The following is a 13157-nucleotide window of genomic DNA, read 5'->3' as shown; positions in this document are numbered from 1 at the left end:
CCATGCCGCAGCCGCTCAACTATCTCAAGGAAACCGCCTCGCAGACGGCCGGGCCCTACGTCCATATCGGCTTGATCCCGGCGATGGCCGGCTTCGATATCTTTGAGAAGAACTTCTCGAATGTCCTGACGACGCCGAATACGGAAGGCGAGCGCATCACGCTGGAAGGCAAGGTGCTCGACGGCGCCGGCACGCCGCTGCGCGACGTGCTGCTGGAGATCTGGCAGGCCAATGCGAGCGGCCGCTACAACCATCCGGCCGATCGCTCGGCCGGCGCGCTGGAGCAGGAGTTTCGCGGCTGGGGCCGCGCCGGCTCCGACTTCGAGAGCGCTCTCGTCACCTTCGAGACCATCAAGCCGGGCGCGATCCTCGACAAGGCGGGCCGGACATGCGCGCCGCACATCAATGTCTGGATCGTCGCGCGCGGCATCAACATCGGTCTCAACACGCGGCTCTATTTCTCGGATGAAGAGGCCGCCAACGCCGCCGACCCCGTGCTCAACCTGATCGAACAGCCGGCCCGGCGTTCGACGCTGATCGCAAAGCGCAGCGAGCGCGCCGGCAAGGTCGTGTATTCCTTCACGATCCATCTGCAGGGGCCGGAGGAGACGGTGTTCTTCGACGTGTGAGGATCCGGCCGCCGTCCGGCAGGATCACTCCACCGGATCGCCGCGATTGATCGCTCCGCGCGCGAGGAATTGCGGCGACTGACGCATTTCGCGCGATCCCGGCCGGTCGACCGGATCGCGCCCCACTTTTTGTCTCAGTTCTGCCAGGTCAATGAATATGTCGGCCTGTCGGCGAAGGTCGTCGGCGACCATGGGTGGCTGGGTGGAGAGTGTGGAGACGACCGTCACGCGGACGCCGCGGCGTTGCAGGGCTTCCACCAGCGAACGAAAATCCCCGTCGCCCGAGAACAGCACGATCTGATCGACGTGCTTGGCGAGCTCCATCGCACTTACGGCGAGATCGACATCCATGCTGCCCTTCACCTTGCGGCGGCCCGTGGTGGCGTCGACGAACTCCTTGGTGAGCTTGGTGACGACGGTGTATCCGTTATAGCCGAGCCAATCGATCAACGGGCGGATCGACGAATACTCCTGATTCTCGATGACGGTCGTGTAGTAGAAGGCCCGCAACAGCACACCCCGGCTTTGGAATTCGCCGAGCAGACGCCTGTAATCGATGTCGAAGCCGAGCGCCTTGGAGGTGGCATGGAGATTGGAGCCATCGATAAAGAGTGCGATCTTCTCAATCGAAGACATTGTGCTCAAATCTCCAGTTCCAGACGAAAGCTGGCCGATCAGCTGTCAGGGTACGTATGTCGGCCGAAAATACTGAAGGCGCCGATGGCTCGCCGAAAAAACGGCGCAGACGACCGGACAGGGGTGGCCGTCTTGCGCCAAGGTAAGGGAGGTTCCATGCCACCAGCGCCAGGGCGCCGAATGCAGCCACGCTAAGGCGCGAGCAGGCCCTGCTCAATTGTACTGAGGTAAGGCGCTTCTATGCAAAGGATAGGACGCGATATACGAAGGTAAGTGGCCGCGCCGGCAACAAAGGCAATTGCGGCAACGTGGCTTCACCGTGGGCGCGCTCGGTCTTTCGTCCGACGCGTCAAGCTTCATCGCCATGCAACTGGGTGCGAAAGGCGCGCGGTGAGACCCCCGTGGCTGCGGCATAGACCCGGCTGAAATAGGCGGGGTCTTCGAAGCCGAGCGTGTAGGCAATCGTCGAGACCGGCAAATTGGTGTAGACGAGGTTGCGTCGCGCCTCGCGGATCAGCCGGTTGAGGATGAGGTGCGAGGCGGTATCACCGGTCGCCGCCCGCGTGATCCGGTTGAGATGTGTCGGAGTCACCGCCAGCGCCTCGGCATAGTCCGCGACGCTCCAGCGTTCCAGGTGATGCTGCTCCAGCAGCGCCTCGAAGCGGCGGAACAGGCTGGACTCGACCGTGCCGTTGCCGCCGCTCTCGCTCGTAAGTGCGCGGGCCACCAGCCCAATCATGGCCGACGACAACGCCCGCAGCACATGCGCGCGGCCGAAATCGCGCGCGGCATGTTCGGCGAAGATCTGCTTCATGGTGGCGCGGATCTGCGGCGTTCCGCGCACCACGGCCGAGCGCGCCAGCGCACCGCGCAGGCCCTCGGCGGCGAGCAGCGCCTCGTCCAGAATTTCCGCGGCGATGGTCAGCACCCACCCTTGCGTGTCAGGCACGAAGCGGAAGCCGTGGACGTGACCGACCGGCACGTTGACGATCTGCATCGGCTTCAGCTGCACCACGCGCCCGTCAAGCGTCGCCTCGCCGCCGCCGCGCTCGATCAGCAGCACCTGGTGCAGCCGGGCATGGCGGTGCACGGCCAGGGTCCAGTCGTGCAGCACCGAGCGGGACGCAATGGTCTCGCAATGCACGACATCAGGCAGATCGCCGGACTCGCCGAACAAATTGTAGACCCGGATGGCCGGGGCAGGGAGCACGCTTCTCATGTTCGAATAGTACAAGACAATGACGAAACCCTCCATCGGTCTGCGCCGCCAAATCTGCAAAAAAGTGCCGACGGGAGGACGCAAGAATGAAGGTTCAGGTCTGTATCATCGGCGGCGGGCCGTCCGGGCTGTTGTTGTCCCAGCTGCTGCACCTGAAGGGCATCGACGCGGTCGTGCTGGAGAAATACAGCCGCGACCATGTGCTCGCCCGCATCCGCGCCGGCGTGCTCGAGCATGGCTTCGCCGAGTTGATGCGCGAGGCGCAGTGCGGCGAGCGGATGGACCGCGAGGGCGAGATCCACACCGGTTTCGAGATCGCCCATGACGGCGTGCTGTCCAAGATCGATCTGCACAAGCATTCCGGCGGCAGTTCGGTGCTGGTCTACGGCCAGACCGAGCTGACGCGCGATCTCTATGAGGCGCGGGACCGCCTCGGCGGCAAGGTCGTGCACAATGCGCAGGAGGTGACGCCGCATGATCTGACGTCGGACCGTCCCTACGTGACCTATCGAGCGAACGGCGAGACCGTCCGTGTCGATTGCGACTATATCGTCGGCGCCGACGGTTTCCACGGCGTCAGCCGCAAGTCGATCCCGAAGGACGTGCTGCGCGAATATGAGAAGGTCTATCCGTTCGGCTGGCTGGGGGTGCTGTCGCGCACCAAGCCGGTGTCGCCCGAGCTGATCTATGTGAAGCACGAGCGCGGCTTTGCGCTCTGTTCGCTGCGCTCGCAGGTGCTGAGCCGCTACTACATCCAGGTGCCGCTGACCGACAAGGTCGAGGATTGGAACGACGATGCGTTCTGGGCCGAGCTAAAGCGCCGCCTGCCGGAGGAGATCGCCGGCAACCTGATCACCGGGCCGTCGATCGAGAAGAGCATCGCGCCGCTGCGCAGCTTCGTCGCCGAGCCGATGAGCTATGGCCGGCTGTTCCTCGCCGGCGATGCCGCTCACATCGTACCGCCCACGGGCGCGCGCGGGCTGAACAGCGCGGCGTCCGACATCTATTATCTCTACCACGCCTTGCTCGCGCATTATCAGAGCGGTGATGATTCCGGCCTTGCAGGCTATTCCGCCAAGGCACTCGCGCGGATCTGGAAGGCGCAGCGCTTCTCCTGGTGGATGACGATGCTCTTGCACCGCTTCCCCGACCGCCTCGAATACGAGGACCGGCTTCAGCAGACCGAGCTGGACTATCTGCTCTCGTCCGAGACGGCGCAGCGCCTGCTCGCGGAGAATTACGTGGGCCTGCCGTTTTAAGGCGGCCGCTACTTCCCTTCCAGCGTATTCACCGGAGTCCAATCCGCAGGCGGCGGATTGGCGGTGAATGCCTGGGCGCGTTTTGCAAACAGCGCTGACGCCGGATCGGTCTCCGCCATCTGCCCGAACGCATCAGCCGCCCTGGCAAAATCCCGCGCGCGCCAGCGGGCGAGCCCCTCCGCATACACAGCGGCCACCTTCGCCTGATCGGCGCCTTCCGCGCCCTTCTCCGCCAGCGGCTCGAACACCTTGATGGCTTCGCCGCGCCCCAGCACCCTGATCGCATCCAGCTCGCGCCAGGCGAAGGCGTCGCCGCTCTGCGTCATGGTCGTCTCCGAGGCCATGATCGCGGTGTCGTAATATTTGTTGGCGCCCTCGAGCCGCGAGGCGACGTTCACGGTGTCGCTCATCACGGTGTAATTGAAGCGGCGGCGCGAGCCGATATTGCCGACCACGGCTTCGCCGCTGTTGAGCCCGATGCGATGCGACAGGCCGTGACCGGCGAAGGCGGGATTGCCCGCATTGAGCTCCGACAGCTTCTCATGGCACTTCAGCGCGGCGCGAACGGCGTTGGCGGCGTGTGCGGGATCGTCGGCCGGTGCACCGAACATCGCGACGATGGAATCGCCGATGTATTTGTCGACGTAACCGCCATGGCCTTCGATGATATCCGTCATGGCGGACAGATATTCGTTCATCAGCGTCACCAGCTCGCCGGGTGTCATGGTCTCGGCAATGGACGAGAAACCGCTGAGGTCGGAGAAGAACATGGTGACGTTGCGCATCTCGCCGCCGAGCGCGGGCATCTTGCCGGAGGTGACCATGGTCTCGATGACCTCGGGCGCGAGATAGAAGGCAAAGCTCTTGCGCAGGAAGCGCTCGTCGCGATCCGCCAGCATGAATCGGTAGCCGATCATGATCGCAAGCGCGGCAAGGCTGGCGAGTGCCGGCTCCGTCAGCGGCAGCGCCAAGGCATGGACGAACACGCTGACGGCCACGGTTGCGTAGGCGACCGTGAGGCCGAACCAAGCCATCAGCGCGCCACTCGGTGCGAGCAGGCAGGCCGCGCAGGCGATGATCGCCGCGAACGCGATCGTGAGAATGGTCCGCATCGGGAAGCCGAGCTCGGTCACGGCATCGCGCTCGATCAGATTTCGGACCGCGGTGGCGTGCACGAACACGCCCGCAATGTCGCTGCGGGACTTTTGCACAGTGCCTGCCGGCGCGGGCAGGGCACATCGTGCCGCCGGCGTGCCGTCATACCCGCCGGACAGGCGCATCGAGGTGAGCTTGCGATCCTCGAAATTCAGGACCGTACCAAGCAGCACGACCTTGCCGTCGAAAGCGCGGCGAAAAAAGTCGCGGTCACCCTTCTCGACGCAGGCGCGCAGATCGACGAAGGAGAAGGTCGGGATGTCGCGTCCCAGCCCTCGGAAGTTGAGCGTCATCGTATTCGGCACGGCACTCGGGATCGCATAGCCGGACAATTCGGTCGCGCCGGAGGGCGCAATCTCGGGCTTTGCGCCCGTCGCGCGCGCAGTGAGCTCGACCGCCATCGCGGTGACCGGCCGCCCCTCGATGGCAAAGCTCAGCGGCATCCGTCGGATGACGTCGTCGTGGTCGGTGTGGACATTGAGCGCCCGCACGGTGTTGCGCACGGCGACTTGCTGGGCGCGATAGGGCACTTCCGGATGGTCATTGCTCAGGATTTCGCCGAGCACCAATTTGCCGCTGTCGGAGATTTGCCGCAGCGCGATCAGGTAATCCCGATCGAATCCCTTCATGCGGCCGCCAACGGCGGTGTCGCCAAAAGGAATCTCCGATTGCTCGATCGAGCTCGGAAAGATGACGTCGAAGCCGATCACCTTGGCGCCGCCCTCGGTGACGCTGCCGAGCACCCGGCCGATCTCGCGCGTCCAGGTCTGCGTCGGCGATCCCTTGAACGGTGGTGTGTCGTAGGTTTCACTGTCGATCGCCACGACGACGACCGGCGATGTCGCGGTGTTGCGGCTGTCGCCGAGAAGCCTCCCGCGCATCGCCGTGAGGATGTCGAGCGAAAGGCCTTGCAGGGTCTGTAGCGGCGGCGACGTGAAGATCGCGCCAGTCACGAGCGCAATCAGGGTCGCCGCAACGATGTCCCGTCCCCCGATCCGCCGCATCGCCCGGTCGCTAGGTCCGCTTATTCGAGCCGCAGCAGGCGGCCGATGATCGGGGTTGGCGCCGAGGTAGCGCTGGCATCGACCTGGAAGGTGTAACGCTTGGCTCCGAGGCTCGCGAGATAGCTGCCGCCCGGGGTCAGCGACTTCCCGGCCTTGGCAAAGTCATAGAATTTGCCGCGGATCATGATGTCGTTCTTGAGCGGCACGCTGATCGTGGGTTCCTTGCCGTCGGTGCGCTCGATCACCAGCGTGCTGCCGCTCTTGGCCTGGATCAGGGGCGCGACGCCATAGATCGTCGGCAGCTTGGACGGAGCGCTCTTGGCGTCGGACCGCATGGTCCGGAACGTGGTCGCCGCACTCTGGTTCGCCTCGCGTTCGGAGAGCTGCGCCGCCTTGGTGTCACAGGGCACCTTGGCGCGCTGCACATCGCCGAGCTGCACGGTGCTCTGCTCGGCGCCGACCAGCACGACGCCCTCGCTGATGGTCTCGCGCAGGCAGGATTTGAGATAGCTGAGCGTAATGCTGGCCTTGGGCCCGAGCTTGATGATCTTGCCTGCGGCGACATAGTCCATGAACTCGACGCCATCGACCTTGCCTTGCACATCCTCGACGATCGCGGCCGGCGTCTCTGCCAAGGCAGGGGCCGCAGTACAGAACGCGCCGACAACAGCGCCGATCAGGCTTCTCATGACTATTCTCATTCAATTCGACCGATACTTTGCTGGTCCCCGTCCCGGCGCGATTTTTAGCATCGGGGCGCCCAGGTAAGTGTGACCAGAATCACTCTTTGATTATTGGTGCACTCTAGCAGGAAGTGGTTCAAGCCGGCCATCGCCGACAAAGGAGGGTGCCAAGTTGTTGGCCGGACGGCGAAATCAGGTGGCCGTGACAGCCTCAGGCGAACGGCCCTCGGCCTGGAGACGCCATGATCGGAGTGAACGGAGCTTCGGCCTTGTGAAACGGCGTCGCCCGCTCGCCGGCGATCTCGACCACCTCGTCCCAGCGCGACAAAAAGGCCTCGACGCAGGCCGGATCGAACTGCCGGCCCTTGTTCTCGACCAAATAGCCGCGAGCCACCTCGATCGGCATCGGCTCTTTATATGGTCGTCGTGTCGTCAGCGCGTCGAAGACGTCGGCCACCGCGACCACGCGCGCGGCGACCGGAATCTCGTGTGCCTTCAGACCGTTTGGATAGCCCGCACCGTCCCAGCGTTCGTGATGGCCTGCGGCAATTTGTGCACCGAGCTGGATCAGCTCGCAACCGGAGTCCGCCAGGATCCGCTCGCCGATCGTTGCATGGGTGCGGATCACCGCCATCTCGTCGTCGGTCAACCTGCCGGGCTTGAGCAGAATGTTGTCGGGAATGGCGACCTTGCCGACGTCATGCAGGGGCGCGGCCAGGTAAATGTCGCGGCAAAGCCGGGCCGGCAGTCCGAGCTGCTCGGCGATAATGCGGCTGTACCTGGCAACCCGCAGCGTGTGCTCGCCGGTGTCGTTGTCACGGTATTCGACCGCGAGCGCGAGCCGCAGGATGATCTCCTCCTCGCGTTCGCCGAGCTTTCGTGTCGCGGCTGCGACTTCGCTGGCCAGATGCGCGGCACGGTCGTTTAGCTTGCGTACGGCTGCACCAAACTGAATCAAATTCCGCAGGCGCACCGTCATCTCGACGCTGTGCGGCTGCTTGGGCAGGAAATCGGTTGCACCGGCCTGCAGCGCTTCCATCTTGACGTCATCGGTCTGTCGCGACGTGATCATCGCGATCGGGATGTCGGCACAGCCGGGCAGGGCACGGAAGGTGCGGATGAAGCTGATGCCGTCCATGTGCGGCATCTCGTAGTCGACCAGCACGAGATCGAAGCCGCGTTCGCGCGCGCAAGTCAGCGCTTCCACGGGATCGAGGAAGGTGGTGGCCTCGACCAAGCCTTCGGCCTCGATGTGACGTTTCAGGAAGTTGAGGACGGAACGGCTGTCGTCAACCAGAAGCGCTTGAGTCAGCATCGGCGGCCGGGGCTCTCTTCGCTGGCAAAGACACGAACCCAAGCCATAACCCGAGCGAATTTAACGCGAAGCAAATGCGCCGTACGGGAGCACCCGCGCCGTGGATATGCGCGCCGCGCATGAAGGATTTCAGCAGCCTGTGTACGTCTGCATGCAGTTGCGCGAATTCCGCAAAAATGTGACCCGTAGTTGTACGGATACCCGCGTTAGGGGTTTGCTCACCGGATTCGCGTCAAACGAGTAGTGGAATTTTAGCAAAGGCGGAGCAGCGATGGCGCTCAATCCCACGGAGCCGAAGTGGTCGTTGCGGTTGCCCGCCGATTGCAGCATCGCGGCCATTCGCAATGTCTATGAGCTCATTCGCGAGGCGTTCGGCCGCCAGGAGCGGCTCGAGATCGACTGTTCGAGCGTCGACAAGGCCGACGTGACCTCGATCCAGCTTCTGCTGTCGACAGCCAAGACGGGGCAGGCCCAGGGCCGCCCGGTGGTGCTGACCTCCTTCTCACAGTCTCTTCGCAACACCCTTCGCCGCGCCGGCTTCACCAGCGAGGCGATGATCGATCAGCATTTCCCGCAAAAGAAAGATGGCACCTAATGGCCACGATTCTGACCGTCGACGATTCCCCCAGCATCCGGCAAATGATCAAGGTGGTGCTCGAGCCGGCCGGTCACAGCGTGATCGAGGCCGGCGACGGTGCGCAAGGGCTCGCCAAGGCGCAGGCCGGCAAGCTCGATCTCGTGATCACCGACCTCAACATGCCCGTCATGAACGGGCTGGAGCTGATCCGGGCGCTGCGCAAGCTGCCGAGCGCGGTCGGCATGCCCATCGTGTTCCTGACGACCGAATCCAACGACACGGTGAAGCAGGAAGCCAAGAGCGCCGGCGCCACCGGCTGGATCACCAAACCGTTCAAGCCTGAGCAGTTGCTCGCCGTGGTCGGCAAGCTGGTGCGCGCATGAGCGCAATGGACCCGACCGAGGTCTTTCGTCAGGAAGCCAGCGAGCTCTTCGAAGTCCTTGAAGGGGCCTTGCTCGATCTCGGCCAGCGTCCCGACGACCGCGAACTGGTCGATTCCGCCTTCCGCGCCCTGCATACGATCAAGGGCTCGGGCGCCATGTTCGGCTTCGACAAGGTCGCCTCCTTCACCCACGAATTCGAGACCGCCTTCGACCGCGTCCGCAAGGGCGAGATCAAGCCGACCCAGGAGCTGATCTCTGTCGCGCTCGCCGCCAAGGACTACATCCGCGCGTTGATCGAAGATCCCCAGTCGACCGACGACATCATCGGCGAGGCCATCCTCGACGACCTCAAGCGCTTCGTCTCGGCCGACCAGCCGGTTGCAGCGGTCGCGGAGATTGCCGAAGCCCCGCCGCTGGCTCCCGCCGGAAGCAAGCAGGCCGGCTGGCATCTCTATCTGGAATTCGAAACCCATATCCTGCGCAACGGCTCAAATCCGCTCGACCTGCTGGAAGACCTCTGCAAGCTCGGCCCCTGCTTCGTCGTGCCTGTCACCGACGGCATCCCGTTCCTGGACGAGATGGAGCCGGAAGACTGCTATCTGAAGTGGGACGTCAAGTTGCACGCGGCCTGCGACAAGGATGCGATCGACGACGTCTTCATGTTCGTCCAGGACGAGATGAAGCTGACGCTGCAGCCCCTGGAGCATGTCGAAGCGCCTGCGCCGGCACCGCTGTTCCAGCTGCTCGACGAGGAGCTGGCCCCGGTAGTCGAAATGCCTGCGCCGGTGGTCGAGGCCGCTGCCGCGCCGGTCGCCGAGCAGCCCGTCGCAAAGGCGGAGCCGAAATCGGAATCAAAGCCTGAACCGAAGCTCGAGGCCAAGCGCGACGATCGCGGCATCGCCACCGTTCGCGTCCAGGCCGAGCGTCTCGACGAGCTGATGGACCGCGTTGGCGAGCTCGTCATCGCCCAGGCGCGGCTGACCCAGCTCGCCGCCTCCGGCTCCGACCTCTCGATCAAGATGATCGCCGAGGAGATCGAGCGCCTGGCCTCCTCCTTGCGCGATACCACGATGGGTGCCCGCATGGTGCCGATCGGCTCGCTGTTCGGCCGTTTCCGCCGCCTGATACATGACCTGTCGCGCGATTTGTCGAAGCCGGTCGAATTCGTCACCTCGGGCGAAGATACCGAGCTCGACAAGACCATGATCGAGTGCCTGGCCGATCCGCTGGTGCACTTGATCCGCAATGCGATCGACCACGGCATCGAAGACACCGCCACGCGCGCTGCCAACGGCAAGACCGAGCAGGGCCGGATCGAGCTCGCCGCCGTCCATTCCGGCGCGCAGGTGCTCGTCACCGTGAAGGACAATGGCGGCGGCCTCAACACCGCGCGCATCCGTGCGAAGGCGGAAGAGCAGGGGCTGATCGCGACTGGCGCCGTGCTCACCGATCACGAGGTCCATCAGTTCCTGTTCCATCCCGGCTTCTCGACCGCGCAGACCATCTCGGCGCTGTCAGGCCGCGGCGTCGGCATGGACGTGGTCAAGCGAACCATCGAGAACATGCGTGGTTCGATCGACCTGTCGACCCGGCCGGGCCAGGGCACCACGGTGACGCTGCGCCTGCCACTGACGCTGGCGATCATCGAAGGTCTTCTGATCCGCGTCGGCGAAGGCCGTTACATCATTCCGCTGTCCGCGGTCGAGGAATGCATCGAGCTGACCGCCGAGGACGAGCGCTCGCGCGGCCGCAATTTCCTCAACGTGCGCGGCAATCTCGTGCCCTTCCTCCGGCTGCGCGAGATCATGACGGCATCGGGCACGCCCGACCGTCATCAGAAGACGATCATCATCTCGACCGGTGAGACTCACGTTGGCCTCGTCGCCGACCAGATCATCGGCAACCACCAGACCGTGATCAAGTCGCTCTCAAAGCTGCATTCGGATGTCACGACGTTCTCGGGCGCGACCATCCTGGGCGACGGTACGGCGGCATTGATCCTCGACGTCGCGCAGCTCGTCGCGTTGGCGCAGTCGAAGGTCGAGAAGCAGCATATCAGCGAGGCGGCGTGATGAACGAGGGTTCGGTTGGCGAACGGCAGGCTGACGCGATGCAGGTCGTGATGATCGGCCTTGGCGAGGAGAAGTTCGCGCTCGACGCCAGCCTCGTGCGCGAGATCATCGATCCCGTCCCCGTGACCAAGGTGGCAGGCGCGCGCGCCTTCGTTCCCAGCGTGATCAACGTGCGCGGCAACGTCATTCCGCTCGCCGACCTGCGCATCCGCTTCGGCATGCCGCAGCTCGATGATTCCGCCGATACGCGCATCGTGGTCATCGAGCTCGAGCTCGACGGCGAGCCGGTTCTGGTCGGCGTCACCGCCGACAAGGTCTACGAGGTCACGGAGATCTCCCAGACCGACGTGCAGCAAACGCCGCGCGTCGGCATGCACTGGAAGCCGGAGTTCATTCGCTTCATTGCCAAGTGGCGTGAAGAGTTCGTCATCGTTCCGAACATGGAACGCATTCTAAATTGAGATGAGGTCTCGGGCGAGACCGGGGTAGGGGCTGGAAATGAGATTTACCGTCAAGGCAAAGCTTGCCAGTGCGTTCGGCGTGATCATCGTTCTGTCCGGGATCGCAGGCGGCGTAGCTTACATGAAGCTCGGCGACATGATGGCGACCGCCGACAGCATGGTTCTGCGCGCAAACCGCATGGAAAAGGCGACGCAGATCGAAAAGGACATCCTGCTTCAGCTGCGCGCCGAGAAGAACTCGGTGCTCGGTACGGAGGCTCAAGCCGAGCAGTTTGCCGCCGATGCCGCGAGGCTTCGCGAGGAAGCGATGAAGACCAGGGATGAGGTCTACGCGCTGGCGAGCGAGGGAGGCAGGAAGCTGCTCGACAGCTTTGCAGCCACATACGCGAAGATGAATACCTACCAGGAAGAAACGATCCGGCTGGCGAAGACCGACAAGACGAAGGCCATGGAGCGCTCGATGGGTGACGGTCGCAAGGTCGTCGCAGACGCGATGGAATCCATGGGCGCCTATGTCGCCAATACGAAGAAGCAGATGGCCGAGCAGGCCGTCCAGTCCAAGGCAGAGGGGCACCAGGCCCAGTTCCTGCTGATGATGCTGATCGGCATCTCGCTGGCGGTTGCGATCGGGGCTGCGCTCTGGATTTCCATCTCGATCAGCCGTTCGCTCGGAAGAGCCGTTGGCCTTGCAGGTGCGGTCGCGGAGGGCGATCTCAGCCAGACCATTCCCTCGGCAAGCAACGACGAGATCGGAGATCTCATCAAGTCGCTGAATGGGATGGTCGAAAAGCTCCGGCAGATCGTCGCCGAGGCGATCACTGCGGCCCAGAACGTCTCCGCCGGAAGCCAGGAGCTGTCCGCCAGCGCCGAGCAGCTCTCGCAAGGCGCGACCGAGCAGGCTTCGTCCGCCGAGGAAGCCTCCTCCTCGATGGAGGAGATGGCCTCGAACGTGAAGCAGAATGCCGACAACGCCAATCAGACCGAGAAGATTGCTGGGCAGTCGGCCAAGGACGCCGAAGCCAGCGGTGTCGCCGTGGGCCGCGCCGTCGAGGCAATGCAGACCATCGCCGAGAAGATCACGATCGTGCAGGAGATCGCGCGCCAGACCGACCTGCTCGCGCTCAACGCGGCCGTGGAAGCCGCGCGCGCAGGCGAGCACGGCAAGGGCTTTGCGGTGGTCGCCTCCGAAGTGCGTAAGCTTGCCGAGCGCAGCCAGGCCGCCGCGGCCGACATCGGGACGCTGTCCACGGAGAGCGTGAAGGTCGCCCAGGAGGCCGGCCAGATGCTGTCCAAGCTCGTGCCCGACATCAAGAAGACCGCCGAGCTGGTGCAGGAGATCACCGCGGCCTGCCGTGAGCAGGACGTCGGCTCGGCCCAGATCAACCAGGCGATCCAGCAGCTCGACAAGGTCGGCCAGCAGAACGCCAGCGCCTCCGAGCAGGTGTCCTCGACCTCGGAAGAGCTCGCCTCGCAAGCCGAGCAGCTGCAGTCGACCATCTCGTTCTTCCGGATCGAGCACGCCACGCGCAAGGAGAAGGCCGCGGCCGAGCCGATCGACCGCGCCGTCGGTCAGCTCCGGGCCAAGGCTGCGCACATGGCGGCCGCCGATCGCGGCATGAAGAAGCCGGTGCCTGCCCGCAAGCCGGCACGTGCGATGAAAGTCGCCGGCGGCGGTGGCTTCGCCTTCGACATGAATGACGGCGAAGACGACCGCGACGCCGAGTTCCAACGCTGATCAACCGGTCCGGCCTTGTGCCGGACCGT

The 13157-nt window shown here is 64.2% G+C and carries 12 protein-coding genes; 7 read left to right on the top strand and 5 right to left on the bottom strand.

The genetic code is table 11. The features are described 5' to 3' along the window. Positions 1–2 precede the first annotated feature (2 nt). Complete coding sequence (pcaG, locus tag GA0061098_RS10430) at positions 3–629, top strand: protocatechuate 3,4-dioxygenase subunit alpha (RefSeq protein ID WP_091956240.1); 627 nt, start codon at positions 3–5, stop codon at positions 627–629. Positions 630–653: 24 nt separating this feature from the next. Here pcaG and GA0061098_RS10425 read toward each other — a convergent pair whose 3' ends face one another. Further along, positions 654–1265: a LabA-like NYN domain-containing protein gene (locus GA0061098_RS10425; protein WP_091956239.1), complete on the bottom strand. Its 612-nt coding sequence runs from the start codon at positions 1263–1265 to the stop codon at positions 654–656. A 349-nt stretch (positions 1266–1614) separates the two neighbouring features. Beyond that, positions 1615–2520: a helix-turn-helix domain-containing protein gene (locus GA0061098_RS10420; protein ID WP_091956238.1), complete on the bottom strand. Its 906-nt coding sequence runs from the start codon at positions 2518–2520 to the stop codon at positions 1615–1617. A 50-nt stretch (positions 2521–2570) separates the two neighbouring features. Here GA0061098_RS10420 and pobA point away from each other — a divergent pair, with 50 nt between their 5' ends. Beyond that, positions 2571–3743, top strand: a complete 1173-nt coding sequence (pobA, locus tag GA0061098_RS10415; protein ID WP_091956237.1) for a 4-hydroxybenzoate 3-monooxygenase — start codon at positions 2571–2573, stop codon at positions 3741–3743. 8 nt (positions 3744–3751) lie between these two features. Here pobA and GA0061098_RS10410 read toward each other — a convergent pair whose 3' ends face one another. The 3 genes from GA0061098_RS10410 to GA0061098_RS10400 form a co-directional block, all read right to left on the bottom strand. Next, positions 3752–5902 (bottom strand): adenylate/guanylate cyclase domain-containing protein, encoded by a 2151-nt coding sequence (locus GA0061098_RS10410; RefSeq protein WP_091956236.1) that lies wholly within the window; start codon positions 5900–5902, stop codon positions 3752–3754. 20 nt (positions 5903–5922) lie between these two features. Continuing rightward, positions 5923–6591, bottom strand: coding sequence for a hypothetical protein (locus GA0061098_RS10405; RefSeq protein WP_038972013.1), 669 nt, complete (start codon positions 6589–6591; stop codon positions 5923–5925). Between the two features lie 205 nt (positions 6592–6796). Continuing rightward, positions 6797–7900, bottom strand: a complete 1104-nt coding sequence (locus GA0061098_RS10400; protein ID WP_091956235.1) for an HD domain-containing phosphohydrolase — start codon at positions 7898–7900, stop codon at positions 6797–6799. 271 nt (positions 7901–8171) lie between these two features. Between GA0061098_RS10400 and GA0061098_RS10395 the strand changes: the two genes are divergently transcribed. Genes GA0061098_RS10395 through GA0061098_RS10375 form a run of 5 tightly spaced genes read left to right on the top strand, consistent with a single transcriptional unit; the run spans position 8172 to position 13128 of the window. Beyond that, the gene (locus tag GA0061098_RS10395; protein WP_018317042.1) at positions 8172–8495 is read left to right on the top strand and encodes an STAS domain-containing protein; all 324 of its coding nucleotides are present in this window, start codon (positions 8172–8174) and stop codon (positions 8493–8495) included. Continuing rightward, positions 8495–8860, top strand: a complete 366-nt coding sequence (locus GA0061098_RS10390; protein WP_018317043.1) for a response regulator — start codon at positions 8495–8497, stop codon at positions 8858–8860. Before GA0061098_RS10395 ends, GA0061098_RS10390 begins: the two co-directional genes overlap by 1 nt. Then, entirely contained in the window at positions 8857–10932 is a 2076-nt protein-coding gene (locus GA0061098_RS10385; RefSeq protein WP_091956234.1) for a chemotaxis protein CheA, read from the top strand. Before GA0061098_RS10390 ends, GA0061098_RS10385 begins: the two co-directional genes overlap by 4 nt. Further along, a complete protein-coding gene (locus tag GA0061098_RS10380) occupies positions 10932–11393 on the top strand; it encodes a chemotaxis protein CheW (protein WP_165637277.1) in 462 nt (153 codons plus the stop codon). Before GA0061098_RS10385 ends, GA0061098_RS10380 begins: the two co-directional genes overlap by 1 nt. A 37-nt stretch (positions 11394–11430) precedes the next feature. Further along, positions 11431–13128 (top strand): methyl-accepting chemotaxis protein, encoded by a 1698-nt coding sequence (locus tag GA0061098_RS10375; RefSeq protein WP_091956232.1) that lies wholly within the window; start codon positions 11431–11433, stop codon positions 13126–13128. Positions 13129–13157 lie beyond the last annotated feature (29 nt).

This window comes from Bradyrhizobium shewense, assembly GCF_900094605.1.
Taxonomy (GTDB): domain Bacteria; phylum Pseudomonadota; class Alphaproteobacteria; order Rhizobiales; family Xanthobacteraceae; genus Bradyrhizobium; species Bradyrhizobium shewense.
This window is presented reverse-complemented; position numbering and strand designations above follow the sequence as displayed.